The following is a 24,634-nucleotide window of genomic DNA, read 5'->3' as shown; positions in this document are numbered from 1 at the left end:
CTTCTTCCTTGACATCACGGCGGCGTTAGCTGCGGTATTAACCACTTTCTCATACTTTTGGGCATCAATATGAGTATACAAACTGAAATACCCGTACGAGTTGCCAACGCTATAATTTTAACCATTACATTACGCTAACAGATTTTCTGCACTTATAAAATATAACCCGAAGATGTGGCGGAAATAAAAATAGCCGCTTTTACACGGCTATTAGTAGGATTAATTATTATTGCGCTTTACTTGAACAACTATTAACCACCATGCAGTTGTTCAACCGGCAATGTCGGTATTTCATTCGCAAAGCCTCGTAAACCAACCACATGTACATGCTCATGATTTTGGAAGACTTTTCGTACCAATTTATAGGTTGTCCCTTTTTCTGGACTGATATTCTCTGGTGCCGCAATAATTAATTGCATTTCCAATCGCTCACATAGCTCAAATAATGTCGCGATGGATTTCGCATCCAGACGCGCCGCTTCATCAAGGAATAGTAAACGACAAGGAGAAATATCTTTGCCACGTAAACGGCGCGACTCTTCTTCCCAGCTCTGCACCACCATCACCAGAATCGACATCCCGGTACCGATAGCTTCACCGGTTGATAATGCGCCACTCTCCGCGCGCAACCAGCCATCTGCGCCACGGTAAACCTCGACTTCCAGCTCCAGATAGTTGCGGTAATCCAGCAACTCCTCACCAATGGTTTGTGGCAGTCGTTGCCCCATATCCATTTGTGGGTTCAAGCGCTGATACAATTTTGCCAGCGCTTCCGAGAAGGTCAGACGGTTGCTGTTAAACAGATCCTGATGCTGCTCTTGCTGCTCGGACAACACATCGAGCAAGGTAGAGTGAGCTTCACGCACATTCACATTCAGCCGTACACTCTTCACCTGACCAAATGAGACCGCTTGCAAACCTTGGTTCAACATGCGAATACGGTTCTGTTCGCGCTGAATAGTTTTACGGATGATATTTGCCACACTTTTGGAACTGATGGCTAATTTCTGCTCACGTGCCGTCAGCTCTTCCGTCAAGCGGCCTAGCTCAATCTCCATTTGTTCAATGGCTTCAACGGGATCATCAGTACGGATGATATCTTGACGAATACGCTCACGCAGATGTTGATACACTGCAATATAGAACTGGATTTTACGTTCAGGCCGTTTCGGATCTTCTGACAGACGCAGCACGTCGCGCAGATGTTCATTATCAGCAACCGCCAGACGCAATGCCCCCAGTGCTTTATCCGACATCGAACGCAGTTCGTCACCATCCATATACGCCAGTTCACGACGATGTAAGCGGCGCTCAACGCCGTTATCTTTCACCATCCGCATCACCGCACACCAGCCCGCTTTGGCATTAACCACCTGCTCGCGAATCTGATGATAATCACGCTCCAACTTGCGCAGTTTCTTCTGCAAGCTGTCCATCTCGGCTTCACAGAAGGTAATCTGTTTTTCCAACTGATTACGTCGCGAACGGTTAGTGCTCAGTGCCGCATGTAACTCATCTCGACGTGTGCGGGCGCGAGCTTCTGCATCAGCATCGGCCTGAACACCAATATCCACCAGCTCCTGACTCAGCTCTTTCAGCATTTCGCGCTTGGCATCGTAAGAACTTTTTAGCGAGGCCAAAACTTGGTTGTACTGGGTAAACTGCGCCTGATATTGGCGTAACTGCTCACGAGCACGGGTACGTTCCGCTTCGGCCTGTTCTAAGCGCTGACGTAGCTTATCGTTAAGATCCGAGTTTTCCGTCAGCATACCGGCAGAGTCGGTATAGCTGAAGTGCGCACGGCGCTGCACCACTTCGGTCAGAGCGAACGCTTGCTGTTTTGCCTGGCGTTGGCTGCTTTGTGCCAAAGCATAGTTTTCCTGCAACTGTTCGTGCTGCTGCGGGTCACTTTGCAACACCGCCAACAGCGGTTCAAGTTTGGTCAGAGCAGCGCCGTGTTTCTGGATATGACGGGCGGCGTCTTGTGCTTCCGCCAGCTCTTCGGTGATCTCTTCGACCCTATCGGTCAAAGTATCATCGAGTAGCAGCGAAACCAATGGGATCAAACGGTTAAGGGCGGAAATCCCCTCTTTGGCTTGGGCAAACTGCTGGCGCTGCTGCTGGTTTTGATCTTCATGTGCATTGAGTGCGCGTTCGATTTCACCACGACGGGTATTCAGCAAGCGAATTTCAGCTTCCGGATCTGTATCAAATGCCACCGCCAGATGAGAACCGATAAAGCGGCTGAATGCCTGATGTAAACGCTGCGTTTTTTGTACATCAAATGACAAGGTGGCGTAGCGTTCAGCCAAAGTGTCGCGCTCTTGATACAGCGCTTCCAACCGATTTTCACGGGCCGCGCGGCCAAACAGCGGCACTTCTGGGTAGCGAGAGTAGCGCCACTGACGATCGGCGATTTTCACCACGACCGCTTTGTCATGCTCTTCGACGGCAAATACGCTGTCATCAAATGACTGGGGATCCCCTTCGATGAGATAGAGATCTTCCGGGCAGTCCTCCAGGCCAATCAGTTGATCGCGCACCAATGACAAATCCGGCACCACAATACCGTGACGTGACGGGCCATACAGCGCGGAGAAGTAAGGGGCATCGTCGAGAGTGACATCGTCATAAATCTCAGATAACAGCACACCACCAAAACGCTCGGCCAGCGCAATCATACGCGCATCTTCAGCGCCACTCGGCTGGCTCAGTCGCTCGATTTGAGCATCGATAGCGCGTTTAGTTGCTGCCACTTCATCACGCTCAACCGTGGTTTCACGCTCACGCTCCAACAACTGTTGCATGTGCTCAGTGACTTGACGACTGTCTTCCAGCGCCTCACCACTCTGCTCGCTGAGTTGACTCAGGGCATCTTGTGCCGCCAGCCAAATCGGCGCGCGCGCGGTCAACTCCTGAATTTTTAGCTTCAGTTGCTCCAGTTCCTGACGCATTTCCATGCGCCGTTCGCCCGCATCACTAACACTAAGAGAGAGCTCTTCAACCTGAGATTCCAACTCGCGCTGCAACTCTTCCAGCTCTTCCGGTTGATAAGCTTGACCTTGACGTTTGCAGAACTCCTGCAATAAGCGCTCGGCGTCTTGCTGGGCGCGTAAACGCTGCTCCAGTTCGGACAAGCGCATGCGCAATGGCTGCACTCGCTCTGCCAAATGCTGCTGAGATGGCCAGTCACGGAGTAATTCACGAGCGGTCTGCCAAGCTTCGCTGCGGCTGACCTGACCGGCAATGTTCACCACCAGTTGATACGCCTGCTCAAATTGGCTGTGCGCAGCATCGGCAACGCTCAATTTTTGCTCAATCCGCAATAGGGATTCGGTCGCTTCCTGCTCTTTAGCCTGGAAGGTTTCCAGCCACTCCTCGGCATTATCCGCTGTTAATTCAGGCAATTGACACAGTGCACGCGCGCGTTCCAGCGCTTGTAGCGCTTGCTGGTATTGGATGGCACGGGTCTGCTGCACGTCCAGCGCTTGCTGGTAATCGGCCAACTGACTTTTCAGCTCATCCACTTCCAGCTCGGCGGCTTCAGCGCGGGCTTCGTTATCAGCCTGCTGCTCGCCAGCCTCGCCAACGACCTCACTTTGCTCTTCCAACCGGTAGGTTAGCTCTTCCAAATCGCCCTGATAACGTTCGATTTTTTCCTGCTGACGCATCGCGGTCTGCACCAAACTCAGGTGGTCACTGGCTGCCTGATAGTCCGTCTCGAGATCTGATTCAGCACCACTTTGCTCCGCCAATTCGCGGGACATCTCCACATGGCGATACTGCTCAGTCACCAGCTGTTTGCGGCTAGCGAGCAGGTCACGGCGCAGGACCAGCGCACCATCAAGGTGAATGCGCCGCTCATTAGCATGGCGCATATAGTCGGCAGCAACGTAGGAGGTCGCCTCTGAGATCAGATGCTTAAACAGGTCGCGGTCAGACTGAGTCACGCGAATCGCTTCCAGCGTCATACGGTTCTCACGCAGCGCCGCTTCCATATCTTGGAAGGCTTTACGCACCCCGCTGTTTTCTGGCAATAAGTAATCGCGCAGTGAGCGGGTGATGGCGCTGGAGATACCGCCGTACAAGGAGGCTTCAATCAAACGATAGAATTTGCTGCGATCAGCAGAAGAGCGCAAGCGCTTCGGAATCACACCCAAATCGAACATCAAGGAGTGGTAATCAGTGATGGAGTTAAATTGCTTAAACTGCACCCCCTCCATCTCTTCGACGCGCTCTTTCAGCTCTTGCAGTGACAGCACCCGTGCCTGACGCTCGCCCACCACTTCAGTGAGGATCTGCGTCGGCTGGATGGCAGTCGGCAGCCCCTGAATGGTGAAAGGCTTGATATCAACCTTGCGGTCGCGCCCTGCCACTTGTTGCAAGCGCACACCCACCACTATCCGTTGATGGCGGGAGTTGACGACGTCCAAGGTGGAATAACAGACCCCGGCGCGCAATTTGCCGTGCAAGCCTTTATCGCGGGAACCACTGGTGGCACCGGCTTCGGTGGTGTTACGAAAGTGCAGCAACGTCAGATCAGGAATCAATGCTGTAACGAAAGCGGCCATGGCAGTAGATTTACCTGCCCCATTACCGCCGGATAAGGTGGTAACCAGTTCGTCGAGATCGAATGTTCGGGCAAAGAAACCGTTCCAGTTAACCAAGGTCAGTGAGCGAAATTTACCGCGTTCAATCATTCCTGTTCATCCTCTGCACTGTCCGTTGTATTGCCCATGGTGATATCAGTTTCATCGCTTTCATCATGGAGTGACAGACTATTTTCCACCGCCATAGCCTCGCCATCACGGATCATACGTAACTGAGCTTCACGTGGGTCATCACCGCTACGCACATCTGCGCCAAAGCGGAATACCGCCTCAGTGATACGAAACTTGCTGCTGTCATTGCCCATAAAGTAGATCATACCCAACCGACGCAGCCGGTTAAGTGACGTTCGTACTTTTTCCTGCAACTTCTGCTTATCCAAATCCGAACCGGTTGAGCGCTGGTTAACAAACTTCAGCAATTTGCTCTCATCAGCCAGACTCAGCAATTCTTCATATAACTCCTGCTGCGCGAAGATCCCCTCATGGGCCAAACGTTCTGGACTGAGATACAGATAACAGAGGATCTTGCCCACCATCATATCCAGCTCAGATAACACCGAGCGCGGGATGAGCGTGGTAGAACGAGGGCGCAGATAGAAGAAACCTTCTGGCGCGCGGATTAACTCCACGTTATAGCGGGTATAGAACTCTTCCAATTGCTCCTGAAAGTCCATCAGGAAAGCATGGTTATCCAGTTCATCGATGCCAACATGACGACCGGAACGCAGCTGGCTGTCCAGCGCGGGGAACAGGGAATTGGCTAATGCCTGAGCCAGTTTAACTGGCATAACGACTTCAATATTTGTTGATGACATGTGCCTGCACCTTGGCTCCGTAATCATTGATTGCCAGCCATTCGGCAGGTAACCCTGAGAAATCGGCTTCGGCCACACCAAGGCGAACTGCCTGGTCGACCAGGATACGAGCCACGTCGAAATGACGAGCACGCGGATATTGCGCGAGGTAGTCGCGCATCACTTCCCCCAAATTAAGCGGCATTTTCTGCTGCTGATATACCAGCAACGCCTGCTCAATCATGGCGGTTAACTGCTCACGGATCTCATTGAACTCTTCAAATTCCAGATCCGGCGGCAGCTCCCCTGTCACCTCTTCGCTACGTAACGTCAGCTCTTCATCGCGCATATCCAGCAAGCGATCCGCGTTGGCGTAGGTGAGGGCCCAAGGGCTATCAAAATAGTTCTGTACCGATTGGCGCAGTCGCTGGGCGAAGACCCGATTTTTATCCATATCAATCGCAGTACGGATAAACTTATGCACGTGGCGGTCATAACCGATCCACAGATCAATCGCCTGCTGACCCCAACTGATAATACGGTCAAGTTTACTTTGCAGATCAAAGACTAACTTATCGACCAAATCCAGCCCGGCATTACCGATGGTCGCTTCCTGAATACGCAATAAATTCGCCTGAAGCTTATCACCTGCCGCTTCCAGCGTATCTTGCAGCTCACGGAGTGTACCTGAGGTTTCTGACAGCAACATTTCGCAGCTGGCAATGGCTGCACGCCAATCCTGATTTAACAGCGCAGCGATATCTTCTTTCACGCTATGCTGTTGTTCGTCCATCAAGCGCTGCGTCATATCAATGCTGTCGAAAATTTCAGCCACAGAATATTTTAGCGGCGCAAAGACATTGCGATGCCAGTGGAATTCATCGCCGCCCTCTTCTGCCGCTTCAGCTGCCCGCTGTAGCTCTTGTGCCACAATCGACAACTGCATTGACAGGCGCAGGGTGGAGAATTCGCGCTGACGAATATAATAATCGGTGATACCAATGCCCAATGGCGTCAGACGGTAAATAGCATTTCCGTCAGCCATTTCACTGGTAAATCGGTTCAATAACCGCTGGCGCACCATGTCATTGATGGCGTTATTAGCCCGCACCGCCACGGTTTCGGAGGTCTGCTCAAAACCTTTGCTGACGTGACGAAATGCATCGATCAACTCCCCTTCGCTCATTTCGCCGTCCAGCCGCTCACCGTTTAAAGTGGCGATAGCCATCAGAAAGGCCAGACGCTCCGTTGGCAGAGTAATCGAAAAATCATTTTTTCGCGCCCAGGCGACCAGCTCAGGTACTGTCTGGGAAAATTCACTCATAATGGGTCCTTCAGATTCGGCTTAAACGCCATGACATGCACGTAGCGCCCCAAGCTGATAAAGGGCTCCTGCCGGCAATAGCGCTGTTCCAACGCCAATAATTCAGCAAACTCATCGACTTGTTGCTGTTTATTTTTCATGTAATCGTGAAACACCCGTACTCCCGTCTTGCCGCTAATGGATAAACCCATTTGCTCAAGCCAACCATATACCGTTGGCGGATCTAATGGGTATTGCGGTGACAGCGAGCGCTGCCGACGCCTTTTTAAACCCGGGATCGCCAACTGAAAGTTACCTAAAACCGCATTGCGCATCACCAACCCATTGGCATTGAAAAACATCAATGAGAGTGCGCCGCCTGGGTTTAGCGCATTAAAAAGTATTTGCAGAACTTCTTGTGGCTCTGCAATCCATTCTAAAACCGCATGGAACAATATCAGATCAACCGGCTGTTCTAAATGTTGGGTGATGTCCTGTGCTGCACTTTGTACAAATTGCATGTTGTGGCTCACACCTTTTTCCTGAGCCGCTGCTTTTGCGCGCTGGATCATCTCAGCAGACAGGTCACATAATAGAACTTGATGGCCTAATGCTGCCAGTTGGCAAGCCATATGCCCTTCGCCACCTCCGGCATCTAAAATCCGTAGCGGTCGTTGCGGCAACTGCGCTAACAACTCGGTAATATCTTGCCAAACTACCGCCTGACGAATCATTCCCTTCGTCGTACCGTAGATATTGCGGGAGAACTTTTCGGCAATATCATCGAAATTACGATCCTGCATGGACAACTGCTCCGCCAATGACTTTGGGTATATCTATAACTATTGATTTATCGGCGTTGATAGAGACGAGTAAATCGATAGTCACAGTAAAAAGAATGCCTTCCAACCTGCTATTTTGGCACAGCCTGACTTAGAATAAATCTTCTTGGCCAGTTATCCTTACCAAATGCCGCTTTTTCAGCCAAAAGGTCCCCATTTTTATGCTTTTTACCTTAAAAAAATTTGTTGGCGGCTTATTAATGCCACTGCCTTTTCTACTTATGGTTATGGGACTGGCATTAATCTTATTGTGGTTTACTCGCTGGCAGAAAAGTGGCAAAACACTTTTTACATTGAGTTGGCTGGTATTATTGCTTATTAGCCTACAACCTGTCGCCGATCGCCTGCTATTGCCACTGGAAAAACAATACGCCACTTATCAGGGAAACGACCCGATAGATTACATTGTTGTCCTTGGTGGCGGCTACACGTTTAATCCGAATTGGCCGCCAAGTGCAAATTTATTCGCGAATAGTTTGGCAAGAGTCACTGAGGGCGTCAGGCTTTATCGCGCCCACCCTCATGCGAAAATGGTGTTTACTGGCGGCAGCACGCCCAACAATCAAAGCAGCGCGAAAACCGCAGCACAGGTAGCAGAAAGTTTAGGTGTTCCGGCGGCAGATATTGTGGTGCTAGAGCAACCGAAAGATACTGTCGAGGAGGCGGCGGCGGTGGCTACCTTAGTGGGGGATAAACCGTTTTTACTGGTGACCTCAGCCAGCCATCTGCCACGTGCGATTAACTTCTTTACCGCCATCGGGTTGCACCCTATTCCTGCACCGGCTAATCAGCTGGCCATTACCACGCCATTGCACAGTTGGGAACGCAGCATTCCGGCGGCAGTCTATTTGGGTCATACCGAGCGCGCTTGGTATGAGACTCTGGGGCTGATGTGGCAAAAATTAAGCGGACACAAGAGTGATGAAAATAGCAGTGACGCTAAAGCGGATTGATCAAGCGCGCTAATTTAACCAAGGCATAAGTTGTCGCGCGGCGTTATCAAACAAAGCGCGATCCAAACTGCCGGTATGAATAAAGCGCGAGACGAGTTCCCAAAGCGTATAGAGCCAACGGCGGGCAACGAAGGATTCCGAGACGGGTGCTTTATTGAGGTAGCGATAAAGAAGTTGGCTCGGCATACCCTCTTCGCTAAGACGGAATAAGTCATACTCACGCGGCGCCCACAGCATCGGGCCGGGATTAAGCATCGCCAGTAGCTGGTCGCTGCGCGCATCTTTTAGCATACTGCGCAGAGTGAGATTGCCGTGAACCAGCACCGAACTATCGTCAAAGTCGGCAAAAAGTGACTTTAATGAGGCTCTGGCACGATAAAGTACCGCGCGGTCCTCCAAAGTCATTAGCGGCGAATTCATATTCGACAAACTGGCCCACAGCACTTCAACTCGCTGCTCATACCAACTGTACCAATCATTTTCCTGCGTGCTATCTACATTGCCGACACAGCCGTGACTATCAATCCGATGCCACGCCAACACGCCTTCAACGATTTGATCCATCAGGGCATTCCAGCGATCGCCCGTCCGCGTCGGTGCCTCTACTGAAACGCCACGTAAACGTTCCATCAGCAGAATTTCTTTATAGGGAGATTGATGGGTCATGACTAAGCCATACACCGTCGGCAAACGGATATCACCCTCCCGCGCCAACATTGATAACTTATAGGCCTCTTGCTGGGCAATCCCCTGACAAACATAGCTTTTCGCCAATAATGGGATAGCCTGCCCCTGCTGATTATACATTGCATACAGGTGGGCATAGGGCTGCTCGCTAATGCGTTCAAGGCGGGTAACTGACTCCCCAAGCACGACACTTAATTCAGCTTTCAGCTGTTCCATAAGGCTCTATCCAATTATCTGGCAAAATTGATTATTCATAATGGGATGGCAGGCAGGAGATTTCCAGAATGCAGATCAAATAATATCCACAATAAAAATAAAACCCATTAAAAGAGCAGAGGTTAATAACACAGTGCCAGCGGCGGTGAGAATAAGCAGACCGTAAATACGCCGTAAATCCATCCCTAGAGGCTCGAGCCGCGCCATCCCTAGCGCGGACGCTTTACTCTTCCGCCTGTCCTCACCATTCCAGATCGAGGCAAGGGGTTTGTCAGCAAGCTTTCGTCATTGCTACTGATTAACCATGATCGCCCGAACTCTGTCTAAATCTTCTTGAGTATCAACCCCAACCGTCGGTACGGCTTTGGCGACTGCCACGTGGATTTTCTCGCCATACCACAGCACACGAAGTTGCTCTAACAGTTCGATTTGCTCGAGTTTGCTTGGTGCCCAGTTCACATAACGGCGGATAAAACCGGCACGATAGGCGTAGATACCAATATGGCGTAAGAAACAGTCGCCAATGGTCTCTTTTGATTGAGCAAAACGTTCTCTTTCCCACGGAATAGCGGCACGAGAGAAATAGAGCGCGTAGCCCTGAGCATCCATTACCACTTTGACGGCATTAGGGTTAAATGCCTCTTCGCTGCTTTCAATTGGCACCGCCAGTGTTGCCATACCAGCACTGCATGCCGCCAAATTATCAGCAACTTGGCGAATAATGATCGGGGGTATCAGGGGTTCATCCCCCTGCACATTGACGATAATGTCATCATCCGCAAAGCCATAATGTTCAATGACTTCCGCTAACCGCTCGGTACCCGATTGATGATCAGCACGGGTCAGGCACACTTCCCCTCCTGCTGCTTCGACGGCTTTCACCACTTCCGGATGGTCTGTTGCCACAATCACCCGAGAAGCGCCAGAGGCCAGCGCGCGTTCCATCACATGAACGACCATCGGTTTGCCAGCAATCACCGCCAATGGCTTACCAGGTAAGCGAGTTGAAGCATAACGGGCAGGAATTATAGCAATGAAACTCATGCGTGCTTCTCATCAATTGACAGTGGGCGGGCTTCGTTCTCCAGCAATACCGGAATACCATCGCGCACCGGGTAAGCCAGATTGTCAGCTTTACAGACCAGCTCAAGATTTTCTTTATTGAAGTACAACTTGCCGTTACAGACCGGACAGGCAACGATTTCGAGTAAACGATGATCCATACATCCCCCAAAGTGGAGTTTAGCCAGCAGGAAAGTGGTCGAGGATACCATATCCGCGGATGCAGGTTAACTGCGTCGGCACCGCCATTCATATCAATGATTAATAACAAGCAGTTATGTTAATTGGTATCAATATAAGTAAATACCCCCTCTAATTCGAGGTGATAAATGTTGGGTTTGTTATTGATATGTTGAATGACGAGGAGTAGAATTTGTGACCCATATCACACAATCATGTATATCGAGTAAGAAATGAAAGTATTCCATAAAATCATTGCGCTGTTTGCTAACTTCAGCAACTAAACCGCAAAAATACAAATAGAAGCACCTGCAAAATCGCCCGGCAATCACTTTGTTGGTTGAATAGAGGCAAGAACTACTCAAAGTCATTGGCGTCGCAACTAACAACGCGGTGGCGTAAGGTAAGAAGAGTAGAAACGGCTACCCTTGGGTAGCCGTTAACTTAAAAAGCAATCACATCTGCTGCTGACGGCCCATGAATACTACGATAAGTAGAGAATTCAACATCCTGCCCTTCACTCAGTGATTTATTTTTGGTGTTGGCAATGGCTGTCTTGCTGACATACACATCCAAACTGCCGTCGTGTGGTGAAATAAAGCCGTAGCCTTCAGATTGATTGAACCATTTCACGCGACCCATTTTTAACGTCATAATAAATTTCCTTTTACTGGGCATCCTAACAACTCATTTTTATTTATTGTTTAGATGCAGTTGCCCATCCTAAAGTTTTCTGATTAAACCTCTATGAGCTTGATTGTATGAAAAACCCGCATTAAGTTCGGGCTTTAGAATTTTGCTATCCAGATAAATAATAAGCACATCGACATTATCATTTTCCTAGATAATCCAAACATTATTTTTCCGAATGACAGAGCAACAATATTTGTTAACATCACCCGCGCTGTTTTATCTGCCATAAGGCACTCAACGCTATTGGGAATAATAGTAGGGCTGTTCAGCAACATTACTTATGGGAGTGACTATCGGAGATACTAGAAGATTCGCCTTTGAAGCGGTATCGAAAGATAACGTCTTGGGAGGAACTACTTTGCTTTACTCTCACACAGATTTACACATAAATAGGTCTGTATCACAGGCCAGCAGGCATTAACTCATAAAACGCCACACTGCGCAACTATTTTATCTGGGGGCACACATTAAATAGCAGCATGAATGAGATGTTACGCATAGAAAATCAATATTCTCCGCTGCTTACCAGCCAATTTATCGATATCAACCTAAAATGAAAACTGAACATACCTGCGCCGCAGACACCATTATCTGGCAAGTTACGGCCCCGATTGGCAAGAAGGAGCGACCTGATTATGAGCCACACGCCATTTATCCATCCCGATGAGATCCGCGCTAGATTCTCCCGCGCCATGTCAGATATGTATCAGGCCGAAGTCCCGCTTTATGGCACCTTATTACAGTTGGTTGCCGACACCAATAAACAGACAATAGATCAGCAACCTGCGCTGGCGCGTCATTTATGTCAAACAGGAGAAATTGAGCGGCTTAGCATGGAGCGACACGGCGCTATTCGCGTGGGAACCGCTGCCGAGCTTGCGATGCTGCGGCGCCTTTTTGCGGTGATGGGCATGAAAGCTGTCGGCTATTATGACCTGGCCCCTGCGGGTGTGCCGGTGCACTCGACGGCCTTCCGCGCAGTGCATGAAGCCTCGCTACAAGCCTGTCCGTTCAGAATTTTCACCTCATTACTCCGCTTGGAGTTGATTGAACAACCTGAGTTGCGGCAACAGGCTGCTGATATTTTGGCAAAAAGATCAATTTTCACCTCGCGAGCTATCGAGCTGATTGTTCAGTCAGAAACCGCTGGCGGGTTGACCCATAACGAGGCTGATGATTTTATCACTCAGTCACTAGAGACATTCCGTTGGCATAATCAGGCAACGGTCAGTGCTGAAGTCTATCAACAGCTACATGATCAGCATCGGCTGATTGCTGATGTGGTGGCTTTCAAGGGGCCGCATATTAACCATTTGACCCCACGCACGTTGAACATTGATGCCGTACAATTGGCGATGCCTCAACATAACATTACCCCTAAAGCTGTGATTGAAGGGCCACCACCACGTCACTGCCCGATACTGCTACGGCAAACCAGTTTTAAAGCGCTCGAGGAGAAAGTTGCCTTTGTATCCACCGATGGGCAAGTCATTCAGGGGCATCACACCGCTCGTTTCGGAGAAATAGAGCAGCGCGGGGCCGCATTGACCGCCAAGGGCCGCAGCTTATATGACCGTTTGCTTCAAGCAGCACAGGATCAATTACAGGTTCCCGCAAATGAAAAAAATGCCGCTCAGTACATGGCTATTCTCAGCGAGCAATTTAGTCAGTTTCCTGATAATTATCAGGCGATGCGCGCAGAGAAGCTCGCTTTCTTTCGTTATTTCCCCACAGAGAAAAGCCGTAACGTCCCGACAGAATCAATACAGTCATTGACGCTAGATGAGTTGATTGACGCGGAGCTCATCAAATATGAACCTTTGGTCTATGAGGATTTCCTGCCAGTCAGTGCTGCCGGTATTTTCCAGTCTAATTTAGGGGATAAGGGGCAGAGTCATTTTACCGAGCGCTCCAGCCAGCAAGATTTTCAGCGCGATCTGGGTATAGCGGTCATGGATGAATTACAACTGTACGAAGAGACTCAGCAGCGCTCGCTTAGGGCATGTGCAGCAGCCCTGAAACTCACGCAGCTGAATATATAACGTTGGGTTATTTTGAATGTTGAGATAATGCCTGTATTTTCAGCAACAATGATTCGGCCTGACTGGGTGGCAACTGCGCATCTACTGGCAAGTACCACCAATTAGGCTGAGCGAAAGCCCGACATTTGACCGCATCTTTTTCGGTCATCAGTAAAATTTGCGGGCCAGTGGTCAGTAGGCTAAGTTGCGCCAATGAATAATCCTGATGGTCGGCAAAGGCATATTCAGTTTTAGGCTCAATCCCCAACATACTCAATGTGGCGAAAAAACGCGGTGGATGACCAATTCCAGCCATAGCAACGACATGCTGTAGCTGCCGTGCTGGTTGACACTCACCCGTCATCAGGTTGACCGCCTCCTGTGCGACCAGTTGCATTGGGATCTCTCCCGCTGCGGCGACACCACCATTAGTGATTATCGCGTCCACTGAGTGTAATCGCCCTGCCCGTTCGCGCATTGGGCCTGCGGGTAACCACCAGCCGTTGCCAAAACGGCGCACGCCATCAATGACTACCAGCTCAAAATCACGCTGTAATGCATAATGCTGTAAACCATCATCGGTGATGATGAAATCCAGAGTATGAGATTGCAGTAGCGCCTTGATTGCGTCAGCACGTTTTGGCGAAACCGCCACTGGTGCACCCGTGCGTTGAAAAATTAACACCGGTTCATCACCCGCCTGTACCGTGGTGGTTTCATTAGTGAGCAGTAATGGATATATGGCGGACTTGCCACCGTAACCCCGGGAGACAACACCAACACGGTAGCCCCGCTGTTGTAATTGCTCCACCAGCCAGATGACGACAGGTGTCTTGCCATTACCCCCCGCAGTCAGGTTGCCCACAATGATAACCGGAACTGGTGAGCGCCATGACGCTCGTAGCCCCAAGCGGTAACTGGCCCGGATAAACCAGGTGATTGCGCCGTATAACCATGATAGTGGCAACAGCAGCAAATACAGCCAAGACTGTCCAGACCAGATACGCTCTATCATTGGCCAAACTGCATACGGTTAAGTTGGGCATAAGCGCCTTGCTTCGCCAACAATTCTGCATGCACACCACGTTCTACGATACGCCCATCTTCAATGACCAATATTTCATCCGCTTTTTCAATCGTGGATAAGCGATGAGCAATGATCAGTGACGTGCGGTTTTTCTGTAGTTCATCCAAGGCGGCTTGGATCGCCCGCTCAGACTCAGTATCCAGTGCCGAAGTCGCTTCATCCAGAATCAATATTGGACAATCGCGCAATAACGCACGGGCAATGGCAATACGCTGACGCTGACCACCGGAAAGCATCACGCCGTTTTCACCAATAACGGTATCGAGGCCATGCTCCATTTTATTGATAAAGTCCATGGCATACGCCATGCGAGCGGCCTCTTCGATTTCAGCACGGCTGTACTGATCATCACGGGCGTAAGCGATATTATTCGCCACTGTGTCATTGAACAGATGAACGTTTTGCGACACTAACGCGACTTGGTTACGCAAAGCACCGAGCCGGTAATCGCGCAGATCGTGCCCATCCAACAAGATACTGCCGTCACTGACATCATAAAAGCGGGTGAGCAAATTGGCGATGGTTGACTTGCCTGAGCCTGAACGCCCGACCAATGCCACAGTTTTACCCGCTTCAATATGCATACTAATATCATTCAGTGCCGGAATGTCTTTGCCTGGATAGTAGAAAGTCACATGCTGGAATTCGATTTCGCCTTTTGCCCGTTCAACTTCCAGTTTACCCTCGTCTTTTTCCTGCTCCATATCCAGAATGGTGAATAGCGTTTGGCAAGCCGCCATACCGCGCTGGAACTGCGCATTGACATTGGTAAGGGATTTCAATGGGCGCATCAGAGCAATCATTGCAGAGAATACGACAGTGATAGTACCGGCAGTCAGTGTTTCCATCACGCTTGGGAAACTTGCGGCATACAGCACAAACGCCAGGGCAAATGAGGCAATCAGCTGAATGATCGGATCAGAAATGGAAGAGGCAGAAACCAATTTCATTCCCTGCTGACGCATACGGTTGCTGACGGTATCGAAACGTTCGGTTTCAACTTTCTGTCCACCAAAGATCAACACTTCTTTGTGCCCTTTCAGCATTTGCTCAGCACTGGTGGTCACTTCACCCATGGTACTTTGCATGTTTTTACTAATATTACGAAAACGCTTAGAAACCAATCGGATAGAGATCGAAACAATCGGCGCAATGACGATTAAAATAACTGATAACTGCCAGCTATAATAAAACATCATAATAAACAAACCGATGATAGAAGCCCCTTCCCGTACCACTGTCACCAGTGCGCTGGAAGATGATGCCGCTACCTGCTCGGAGTCATAAGTAATACGCGATAACAGCGTACCGGTCGATTGTTGGTCAAAAAAGGATACCGGCATCCCCATCATATGGCTGAACAACCGGCGGCGAATATGCATCACCACTTTGCCCGAGACCCATGAAATACAATAGCTAGAAATAAAACCGGTTACCCCACGGACAACCATCAAACCGATAACGGCCAGCGGCATCCATTTTAAAATTGAGCTATCCGCATGACCGAATCCATCGTCCAGCAATGGTTTCAGCAACGACAGCATAAATGTATCACTGGCGGCATTAAGGATTAATGCTATCGCCGCAACAACAAGACCGGTCTTATAAGGAGTGATCGTTGGCCAAAGGCGACGAAACGTCTGCCAAGTGGATAGATCTTTATCATTCATCATGCAAATACCAGCACCAGAAGAAATAGCGGCCTATTCTACTCATTATGGCCTCCAACACCAAACCGCTGGTGATACCAACGTGGTGTTAATTGTTCGCGATAACCTTTAGCTTGCCAATTATCACTGTGAAAATAAATACTTATCTGTCCTGAAACTGATGTATCTCGCCAAAGAATGTTATTTTTTTGATAGCGCTTAATCACTTTTTTCGTTGGTAGGCGCCATTGGTTATAGCGCGCGGCAGAAGCAAATGCCAATTCGGGTTTCACTGCCCGCAGAAAAGGCGCTGTCGAAGATGTATTACTACCGTGGTGAGGGACTTGCAGTACTGTTGAGGCCAATCTAGCACGGGAATGTCTAACTAATTGCAGCTCCCCCTGAGTTTCAAGGTCACCGGTTAATAACAAGCTGTATTTACCATCATCAATCCTAATAACACATGAATCATCATTTTGAGCATGAGTCACCTGTGTTTTAGGCCACAAAACCTCAAAATCTAAACCTTGCCACTGCCAATCAACCCCTTGTTTACAGGGCAAACTGTTTACAGTACCGGCTACAGGAAATGGCGCGCGAAGACTCGCCTGTGGAAACATAGCCTGAATCTCTGCAAGCCCTCCAGTATGATCCTGATGGTCGTGGCTTAGAATAATCTGCTCAACAGTAATGCCGCGCCATCGCAAATAAGGAAGAATCACTGTGGCAGCCATACTGCCCGTGCTCCAGCGATTACCGGTATCAAAGATAATCGCTTTCCCCTCGCGCTCAATGACCACTGCCAGACCATGTCCAATATCCAGCATATCAACGCGCCAGAGATATTCATCACGCCTATGACTGAATAAAGCCAAATTGACACAAAGTACCATGACTCCAATCGGATAGCTCCGCCACCATTGGAAACGCCAGATGAGTATGGCTAACCAGCCACTATAGCCCAGCGCAACTGATGTGGTCCCCGTATGCAACCAACCCGCTCTCAGTTGATTGAGCGGCAAGAGAACGACGGTAAGTGACATATCGGCCATAACCCAAAATACGCCAGCCATGGTTGGCAGCAGCATGAATGCCAGTGCCAGCAACACGCAAGGTACCGTAAGCAAAGAAATTAGTGGCACTGACCATAAATTTGCAGGTATCGAAAATAAGCTGACACCATGAAACAAACTAATTTGCAGTGGCATCAACAATAGCATCATGCCAAATTGCAAATGAAACCACCGGATAACCACCCCAGCCCACCCCACTCGAAAGCGCGCGGAAATGGGCACCCAGTGATACCAACATATCAAGCTGAATACCGCCAGACAGGAGAGCCAGAAACTGTCTGAGAGTACGGCCAGTGGCTCACTCAGTAAGATGAGCGTCAGCCCCCATAACCATACTTGCCATGTGCTGCACGAGATACCAAACAGCCGGAGCAGCAACCACAGGGTTAATGCTATAGCAGCCCTGACTGCCGGTGGATTTGCACCCGCTAACCAAACATATATCATCGCCGCTAGCCAACCCATTAGCAGCGGAAACAGTGACCCAATACATCTGACAGGTAATAAGAGTTGTATCACACGCGCCAGTATTCCTCCGAATAAAGCCGCCAGAGCAATATGCAGCCCTGAAATCGCCATCAGGTGTGCGGTCCCAGTATCACGTAATAGCGCCCACTGTGATGTATCCAGCTGTTTCCTTTCACCAAAAGCCAGCGCCAGCAATATCTGCCGTTGATCATAGGGCGCTAGTTGCTGTTCAATGATGCTAATGGCTTGCTGGCGCAGATTGCAACGTCCATCAAGTAACTCAGCCTTAATGACTCGCCCTTGCAATGGACGGCGGTTTGCTATCGCCCAGCGTTGGCTGTCAAAGCCACCTTCATTTAATAAGCTGTGCACAGCCCGCATTCGCAAGTTCAACGACCACCGTTGCCCAGCGCAGTGATGCCCAAACGTATCTGGCCACGGGACAGTTACTGCTATAGGAGGAAATACTCGCTGCCCATTCACTTGTTGAATACCCAATAGGGCTTTATTCTCTTCGACCCATGCCAGACGCGAACTATTTACTGTTGCGACTATTTGCTGCTCGCTCTGGGTTAATGCTTCAATTTGTGCCAACACTTTATTTCCATGCCAGCTCCCCCAGACAAAACTGATCACAACTAATGCCAAACAGTGACAATAGATATTACGGATTAACCCGAGTAGCCCGGCTAACACCAACAACGCGCCAATAATATTGGCCCCAGGCAACTGGGGTAGAAATATTAGGGGTAATAATCCAACAACAATAGCTGCTGCCACCTGGTCGATTGATAAAGTGATAAGAGACCGTCCATTGTCAACTATCGAATAGCCTCATGCCATCCGTCCATTTCACAGGGAATAGGTAGATTTTCTATGCAGAAAAGCAATGCTGCCAGTACAAAATGTGGGAGTTCAGAGTCAGTTCGCTAACAGTTTTATCCTGTTGCAAAAACAACGAAGGAAATGCGGGATGTATCTAAAGAATGAAAGATAGATGTATGGGGAAACGTTTGGAAGACGGGTAAAAGCAGTTGAGGCATCAAAAGATAGAAAAGAAAAACGGTGCCGTTAGAGGCACCGTTTCTTATCAGCGTGTATACCCTTACAACTTGAAGTCACAGCTTGTTAGCGACGACTCCATGTTCTTTAGGCACACATAATAACGCGGTAAGTCGTAAACAACTTAACCGTAGATATTAGCGCGATCACGCAATTCTTTACCTGGCTTAAAGTGTGGAACGTACTTACCTTCCAACTCAACTTTAGCACCAGTCTTTGGATTACGGCCAACACGCGGAGCACGGTAGTGAAGAGAAAAACTGCCAAATCCTCGGATCTCAATGCGCTCACCTTCAGCTAGTGTTCCAGCCATATGTTCAAGCATTTCTTTCACTGCATCCTCAACGGCCTTAGCCGGTACATGAGATTGCTGGCCAGCAAGTCTTTCAATAAGTTCAGACTTGGTCATATTACCTCCAAGCTTTGCAGCTAAACTACCGTATAGGGGCGGAGAAACCGCCCCCCGTTATTACTCGCCTTTTGCAGCTTTGAACGCTTCTGCCATTGCGCTAGAGAAGTTGCCTTCTTCTGGCTTGTTGTTAACTGTAGCAATAGCATCTTTCTCATCAGCTTCGTCTTTAGCACGAACAGACAGGCTGATTACGCGGTTTTTGCGGTCAACGCCAGTATATTTGGCTTCAACTTCATCACCTACGTTCAGAACCAACGTTGCATCTTCAACGCGGTCGCGAGTTGCTTCGGAAGCACGCAAATAACCTTCTACGCCGCCAGCCAATTCAACTGTAGCACCTTTAGCGTCAACTGCAGTTACTTTACCAGTAACAATAGCACCTTTCTTGTTAACAGACAGGTAGTTATTGAACGGGTCTTCTGCCAGTTGTTTCACGCCCAGGGAGATACGCTCGCGTTCTGCGTCAACTTGCAGAACAACAGCTGCGATTTCGTCGCCTTTCTTGTATTCACGAACTGCTTCTTCGCCTGCAACGTTCCAGGAGATGTCAGACAGGTGAACCAGGCCGTCGATGCCGCCGTCCAGGCCGATGAAGATACCGAAGTCAGTGATAGACTTGATTTTACCTTCAACACGGTCGTTTTTGTTGTGGGTTTCTGCAAACAGCTGCCATGGGTTAGATTTGCACTGTTTCAGGCCCAGAGAAATACGACGACGTTCTTCATCGATGTCCAGAACCATAACTTCCACTACGTCGCCAACGTTAACAACTTTAGACGGGTGAATGTTTTTGTTGGTCCAATCCATTTCTGAAACGTGTACCAGACCTTCAACGCCTTCTTCGATTTCTACGAAGCAGCCGTAATCAGTCAGGTTAGTTACACGACCAGTCAGCTTAGTGCTTTCTGGGTAACGTTTAGCGATAGCAACCCATGGATCTTCGCCCAGCTGTTTCAAGCCAAGGGATACACGAGTACGTTCGCGGTCGAATTTCAGAACTTTAACAGTGATTTCGTCGCCCACATTGACGATTTCGCTTGGGTGTTTAACACGTTTCCAAGCCATGTCAGTAATGTGCAGCAAGCCATCAACGCCACCTAGATCAACGAATGCGCCGTAGTCAGTCAGGTTCTTAACGATACCCTTGACTTCCATGCCTTCTTGCAGGTTTTCCAGCAATTGATCGCGCTCAGCGCTGTTCTCGGATTCGATAACTGCACGACGAGAAACAACGACGTTGTTGCGTTTCTGATCCAGCTTGATGACTTTGAACTCAAGCTCTTTGCCTTCCAGATGCAGAGTATCGCGAACTGGACGCACATCAACCAGTGAACCAGGCAGGAACGCACGGATACCGTTCAGTTCGACTGTAAAGCCGCCCTTCACTTTGCCGTTGATCACACCAGTAACGGTTGCAGCTTCTTCGTAAGCCTTTTCCAGCATCAGCCATGCTTCGTGACGCTTAGCTTTCTCACGGGACAGCAGAGTTTCACCGAAGCCGTCTTCAACAGCGTCCAGTGCAACGTCAACTTCGTCGCCGACTTGAATTTCCAGTTCACCTTGCGCGTTCTTGAACTGTTCTGCTGGAATTGCTGACTCAGATTTCAGACCGGCGTCAACCAGTACGATATCTTTATCGATAGAAACAACAACACCACGGACGATAGAGCCCGGACGTGTTTCAATTGTTTTCAGGGATTCTTCAAAGAGTTGAGCAAAAGATTCTGTCATGTTTATAATCTTCAGGATTCTTAAGTTTAACGTCCATCTAGCATCCCGCCGGATGGGGTTGTTTCACATGCCTCGCCACATATCCTTGCAGTAAGGTTAAAGTGCTCATCAAAAATAATTTTAATTAAAAAATAAATCGTTGAGAGCTCAGAACTGACCGCATTGACGTTATTTTTTTAACGGCAATGCTAGAATTCGTTGGGCATAAGCCAGCGCCTGTTCGATCACCTGCTCGATTGACATACTGGTTGAATCCAGTACCAACGCATCCGCCGCAGGGACTAAAGGTGCAATAGACCGATTACGATCGCGATCATCTCGCTCCTGTATCTCGGCTAAAAGACGTTCAAAGTTAACATTAAACCCCTTTTCCTGCAACTGTAGCATACGTCGGTGCGCACGTTCTTGCGAACTTGCATCAAGAAATATTTTTACCGGCGCATCAGGAAAGACCACGGTACCCATATCTCGGCCATCGGCAATCAGACCAGGCGCTTCACGAAATGCCCGTTGGCGGCGCAATAATGCCTCACGGACGCGTGGAAAAGCAGCCGCTTGAGAAGCGGTATTACCCACAGTTTCGGTGCGGATCTCGTTACTGACATCCTCACCTTCCAAAATCACTTTTAACTGCCCATTCTGTGAGACAAAACGAACATCGAGATGTGCGGCAAGTGGAACCAATGCCTCTTCGGTGCTGATATCGACCTGATGGTGCAGTGCCGCTAAAGCTAAAACTCGGTAGATCGCACCAGAATCCAGCAAACGCCAGTCCAACGATTCAGCCAATGCTTTGCAAAGCGTACCTTTACCTGCACCACTGGGTCCATCAACGGTTATCACCGGGGCTGTCGCCGTCATTTCTCTCTCCTTTCGGTAGGCAAAACCTCTTGTCTACCCAATCGGGCAAACACAGGAGCAACATTATACGCCGCATCGATGTGAACTGTTACCCCACCGAGGTTCAGTTGCTGAAAATAAGACCATGGCAGTGGCAGGAGTGTAGAAGAGATGGGAAAGATAACCAGAAAAAATATTTATTATTTATAAATTCGCAGAAGAGATAAGTCATGGCAGGTAATAAAACTGTCTGTTTCCGCTTAAAGAATGGGTACCTGTGGTACCCATTTTATGCGAATAGTTCACGCAAACAGCCATCATAAGTCAATGATCATAAAAATAATGATCGCGAAAGTAACGATCAGGCTAGCTGACTCAGTCGGGCTAACTGCTCGAAGTAGTCGGGGAAAGTCTTCGCCGTACATTTAGGGTCAAGGATGGTTATTGGGATATCAGATAGCGCCACCAGCGAGAAACACATCGCCATACGGTGGTCATTATAGGTCCCGATCTCTGCGGTGATGAGCTGCGCAGGGGGGACGACGCGAATATAGTCTTCGCCCTCTTCAACCTGCGCCCCCACTTTTCTCAGCTCAGTTGCCATAGCCGATAAGCGGTCTGTCTCTTTTACTCGCCAGTTATAGATATTGCGAATGACAGTCGGACCGTCAGCAAATAGTGCCGTGGTCGCGATAGTCATTGCCGCATCAGGAATGTGGTTCATATCCATATCAATGCCGCGTAATTCACCGCGACTGCACTCAATGTAGTCGTCGCCCCAAGTGACTTTTGCGCCCATTTTTTCCAGCACATCGGCAAACTTGGTGTCGCCCTGCACACTTTTCTTGCCGATACCAGTGACACGCACAGTGCCGCCTTTAATCGCCGCTGCGGCTAAGAAATAGGAGGCCGAAGAGGCATCGCCTTCCACCAAATACGTCCCTGGAGTGCGATAAGTCTGGCCACCTTTGATATGGAAGATCTGGTAGTTTTCATGTTTGACATCAACACCAAAGGCTTTCATCAGGTGCAGGGTGATGTCGATATAAGGCTTAGAAACCAGCTCACCTTGAATCTGAATCTCAGTGTCCTGTTCAGCCAGCGGGGCCGCCATCAGTAATGCCGTCAGGAATTGGCTAGACACACTGCCATCAACTGTCAGCTTGCCACCGCGGAAGCCGCCACGTAAGCGCAATGGTGGGTAGTTCTCTTGCTCCAGATAATCAATCTGCGCGCCGCCCTGACGCAATGCATCCACCAGATGACCAATTGGCCGCTCTTTCATGCGCGGTTCGCCGGTTAACACAATATCGCTATTGCCCAAGCACAGTGCGGCTGCCAAAGGTCGCATTGCGGTTCCTGCATTGCCCAAAAACAGTTCCAATGGCTGAGCTGCCGCCAACTTGCCGCCAACACCATCAACTTCACAGCGTGTACGATCAGCAGAGAGACGGACATTCACCCCCAACGCCTGTAGGGCATTGAGCATGTGGCGAATGTCGTCACTGTCTAACAGGTTACTCAGTTGGGTAGTCCCTTCGGCCAGCGCGGCCAGAAGAAGTGCACGGTTAGAAACACTTTTAGAACCGGGTAAGTTAACGGTGCCATTAATCAGGGCTATGGGTTGTAACGTCAGGGATTCCAGCATGGGAAAAGTACTCTCCAGTCTTTAATGAGCAACAGCCCCGCATCGGACGGGGCTGTCGTTATGGCAGATTAAATTGTTATAAATTAAGTCGTTATTAGCTAATGTATGATATATCAGCTCAGGTTGATATTGACCCTGAACAATCAACCATGGCGGCGTTCAAAGTCAGCCATAAAATCTGTTAATGCTTTAACGCCTTCGATTGGCATCGCGTTATAGATTGAAGCTCGCATCCCGCCAGCAACACGGTGGCCTTTCAAGGCTTGTAAGCCTTGTGCTTCGGCTTCACTCAAGAACACTTTGTCCAATGACGCATCCGCCATTTGGAACGGCACATTCATCCAGGAGCGGTTAGCTTTCGCCACTTGATTGCGGTAGAAACCGGTGCTGTCGATAGCGCTATAGAGTAATTCAGCTTTGGCCTGATTACGTTTTTCCATTGCGCCTAAACCGCCCTGCTCTTTCAGCCACTTAAAGACCAGACCGGAGAGATACCAGGCGAAGGTTGGCGGGGTATTGAACATCGAGTCGTTTTCAGCCAGCACTTTATAATCCAGGATCGACGGCAATTCAGTACGCGCTTTACCTAACAAATCGTCGCGGACAATAACCACTGTCAGGCCCGCTGGACCAATATTTTTCTGTGCACCCGCGTATATCACCCCATAGCGGCTGACATCGATCGGGCGAGAGAGAATGGATGAGGAGTAGTCGGCAACGACCACTTTATTACCGAAGTCAGGCTCTTCGTTGATCGCCAAGCCATCAATGGTTTCATTCGGGCAGTAATGCACATAGGCAGCATTATCACTCAGCTTCCACTGTTTCATCGGCTGAATGCCTGTCAGGCCATTATCGTGGGTCGTTACATCAATAACATTGGGGGTGCAGTATTTTTGTGCTTCTTTAACTGCACTGTGCGCCCAGTAACCGCCGTCGATATAATCAGCGTTTTTGCTGTCGCCGAGCAAGTTCAATGGCACTGCAGCGAACTGCGCCCGCGCGCCACCGTGGCAGAATAACACTTTATAATTAGCTGGGATTTGCATCAGATCACGCAGATCTTTTTCTGCTTCTTCAGCTACCTGCATAAATTCTTTGCTGCGGTGACTGATCTCCATCACCGACGTCCCAAGACCGTGCCAGTTACGTAACTCTTGTTCCGCACGACGTAAAACTTCAACCGGTAGCATCGCTGGACCAGCGCTAAAATTATGAACCTGTGTCATTTCCCCTCACCACACTCAACTGAGATTGCCATCGTTATAACCCATCACTCGGTTTTATCATTCGAGTCCGCCTG

General features: G+C 49.4%; 18 protein-coding genes. 2 read left to right on the top strand and 16 right to left on the bottom strand.

From position 1 onward, the window contains the following. Window positions 1–251: 251 nt before the first annotated feature. Genes mukB through cmoM form a run of 4 tightly spaced genes read right to left on the bottom strand, consistent with a single transcriptional unit; the run spans window position 252 to window position 7,510 of the window. A complete protein-coding gene (mukB, locus tag ACZ76_RS16595) occupies window positions 252–4,700 on the bottom strand; it encodes a chromosome partition protein MukB (protein WP_048619900.1) in 4,449 nt (1,482 codons plus the stop codon). Then, window positions 4,697–5,425 (bottom strand): chromosome partition protein MukE, encoded by a 729-nt coding sequence (mukE, locus tag ACZ76_RS16590; RefSeq protein WP_048619899.1) that lies wholly within the window; start codon window positions 5,423–5,425, stop codon window positions 4,697–4,699. Before mukE ends, mukB begins: the two co-directional genes overlap by 4 nt. Beyond that, a complete protein-coding gene (gene mukF, locus ACZ76_RS16585; RefSeq protein WP_048619898.1) occupies window positions 5,406–6,728 on the bottom strand; it encodes a chromosome partition protein MukF in 1,323 nt (440 codons plus the stop codon). Before mukF ends, mukE begins: the two co-directional genes overlap by 20 nt. After that, window positions 6,725–7,510 carry a tRNA uridine 5-oxyacetic acid(34) methyltransferase CmoM gene (gene cmoM, locus ACZ76_RS16580; RefSeq protein WP_048619897.1) on the bottom strand — a complete coding sequence of 262 codons (786 nt, stop codon included), beginning with the start codon at window positions 7,508–7,510 and terminating at the stop codon, window positions 6,725–6,727. The genes mukF and cmoM overlap by 4 nt, the downstream gene beginning before the upstream one ends. A 200-nt stretch (window positions 7,511–7,710) precedes the next feature. Here cmoM and elyC point away from each other — a divergent pair, with 200 nt between their 5' ends. Beyond that, complete coding sequence (gene elyC / locus ACZ76_RS16575; RefSeq protein ID WP_048619896.1) at window positions 7,711–8,502, top strand: envelope biogenesis factor ElyC; 792 nt, start codon at window positions 7,711–7,713, stop codon at window positions 8,500–8,502. A gap of 9 nt (window positions 8,503–8,511) precedes the next feature. Here elyC and ACZ76_RS16570 read toward each other — a convergent pair whose 3' ends face one another. The 4 genes from ACZ76_RS16570 to ACZ76_RS16555 all read right to left on the bottom strand — a co-directional run bounded on the left by ACZ76_RS16570 (window position 8,512) and on the right by ACZ76_RS16555 (window position 11,301). Then, a complete protein-coding gene (locus ACZ76_RS16570; protein ID WP_048619895.1) occupies window positions 8,512–9,405 on the bottom strand; it encodes a YcbJ family phosphotransferase in 894 nt (297 codons plus the stop codon). Between the two features lie 291 nt (window positions 9,406–9,696). Then, window positions 9,697–10,449: a 3-deoxy-manno-octulosonate cytidylyltransferase gene (gene kdsB / locus ACZ76_RS16565; protein ID WP_048619894.1), complete on the bottom strand. Its 753-nt coding sequence runs from the start codon at window positions 10,447–10,449 to the stop codon at window positions 9,697–9,699. Further along, window positions 10,446–10,628 carry a Trm112 family protein gene (locus tag ACZ76_RS16560; RefSeq protein WP_004700032.1) on the bottom strand — a complete coding sequence of 61 codons (183 nt, stop codon included), beginning with the start codon at window positions 10,626–10,628 and terminating at the stop codon, window positions 10,446–10,448. Before ACZ76_RS16560 ends, kdsB begins: the two co-directional genes overlap by 4 nt. A gap of 463 nt (window positions 10,629–11,091) precedes the next feature. Continuing rightward, window positions 11,092–11,301 carry a cold-shock protein gene (locus ACZ76_RS16555; protein ID WP_005159937.1) on the bottom strand — a complete coding sequence of 70 codons (210 nt, stop codon included), beginning with the start codon at window positions 11,299–11,301 and terminating at the stop codon, window positions 11,092–11,094. A gap of 674 nt (window positions 11,302–11,975) precedes the next feature. Between ACZ76_RS16555 and hglS the strand changes: the two genes are divergently transcribed. Next, a complete protein-coding gene (gene hglS, locus ACZ76_RS16550) occupies window positions 11,976–13,382 on the top strand; it encodes a 2-oxoadipate dioxygenase/decarboxylase HglS (protein WP_048619893.1) in 1,407 nt (468 codons plus the stop codon). 7 nt (window positions 13,383–13,389) lie between these two features. On the opposite strand, the gene lpxK is transcribed toward hglS, so the two are convergent. The 8 genes from lpxK to serC form a co-directional block, all read right to left on the bottom strand. Then, window positions 13,390–14,376, bottom strand: coding sequence for a tetraacyldisaccharide 4'-kinase (gene lpxK / locus ACZ76_RS16545; RefSeq protein WP_048619892.1), 987 nt, complete (start codon window positions 14,374–14,376; stop codon window positions 13,390–13,392). After that, window positions 14,373–16,121, bottom strand: coding sequence for a lipid A ABC transporter ATP-binding protein/permease MsbA (gene msbA, locus ACZ76_RS16540; protein ID WP_048619891.1), 1,749 nt, complete (start codon window positions 16,119–16,121; stop codon window positions 14,373–14,375). Before msbA ends, lpxK begins: the two co-directional genes overlap by 4 nt. A gap of 35 nt (window positions 16,122–16,156) precedes the next feature. Then, complete coding sequence (locus ACZ76_RS16535) at window positions 16,157–18,439, bottom strand: ComEC family protein (protein ID WP_048619890.1); 2,283 nt, start codon at window positions 18,437–18,439, stop codon at window positions 16,157–16,159. 385 nt (window positions 18,440–18,824) lie between these two features. Continuing rightward, a complete protein-coding gene (gene ihfB / locus ACZ76_RS16530; RefSeq protein ID WP_005184672.1) occupies window positions 18,825–19,109 on the bottom strand; it encodes an integration host factor subunit beta in 285 nt (94 codons plus the stop codon). Window positions 19,110–19,169: 60 nt separating this feature from the next. Then, a complete protein-coding gene (gene rpsA / locus ACZ76_RS16525; RefSeq protein WP_004391091.1) occupies window positions 19,170–20,843 on the bottom strand; it encodes a 30S ribosomal protein S1 in 1,674 nt (557 codons plus the stop codon). Window positions 20,844–21,011: 168 nt separating this feature from the next. Continuing rightward, window positions 21,012–21,704 (bottom strand): (d)CMP kinase, encoded by a 693-nt coding sequence (gene cmk, locus ACZ76_RS16520; protein ID WP_004873750.1) that lies wholly within the window; start codon window positions 21,702–21,704, stop codon window positions 21,012–21,014. A gap of 340 nt (window positions 21,705–22,044) precedes the next feature. Beyond that, the gene (aroA, locus tag ACZ76_RS16515; protein WP_048619889.1) at window positions 22,045–23,331 is read right to left on the bottom strand and encodes a 3-phosphoshikimate 1-carboxyvinyltransferase; all 1,287 of its coding nucleotides are present in this window, start codon (window positions 23,329–23,331) and stop codon (window positions 22,045–22,047) included. A gap of 143 nt (window positions 23,332–23,474) precedes the next feature. Further along, entirely contained in the window at window positions 23,475–24,560 is a 1,086-nt protein-coding gene (gene serC, locus ACZ76_RS16510) for a 3-phosphoserine/phosphohydroxythreonine transaminase (RefSeq protein ID WP_048619888.1), read from the bottom strand. Window positions 24,561–24,634 lie beyond the last annotated feature (74 nt).

Source organism: Yersinia aleksiciae (genome assembly GCF_001047675.1).
Lineage (GTDB): Bacteria > Pseudomonadota > Gammaproteobacteria > Enterobacterales > Enterobacteriaceae > Yersinia > Yersinia aleksiciae.
This window is presented reverse-complemented; position numbering and strand designations above follow the sequence as displayed.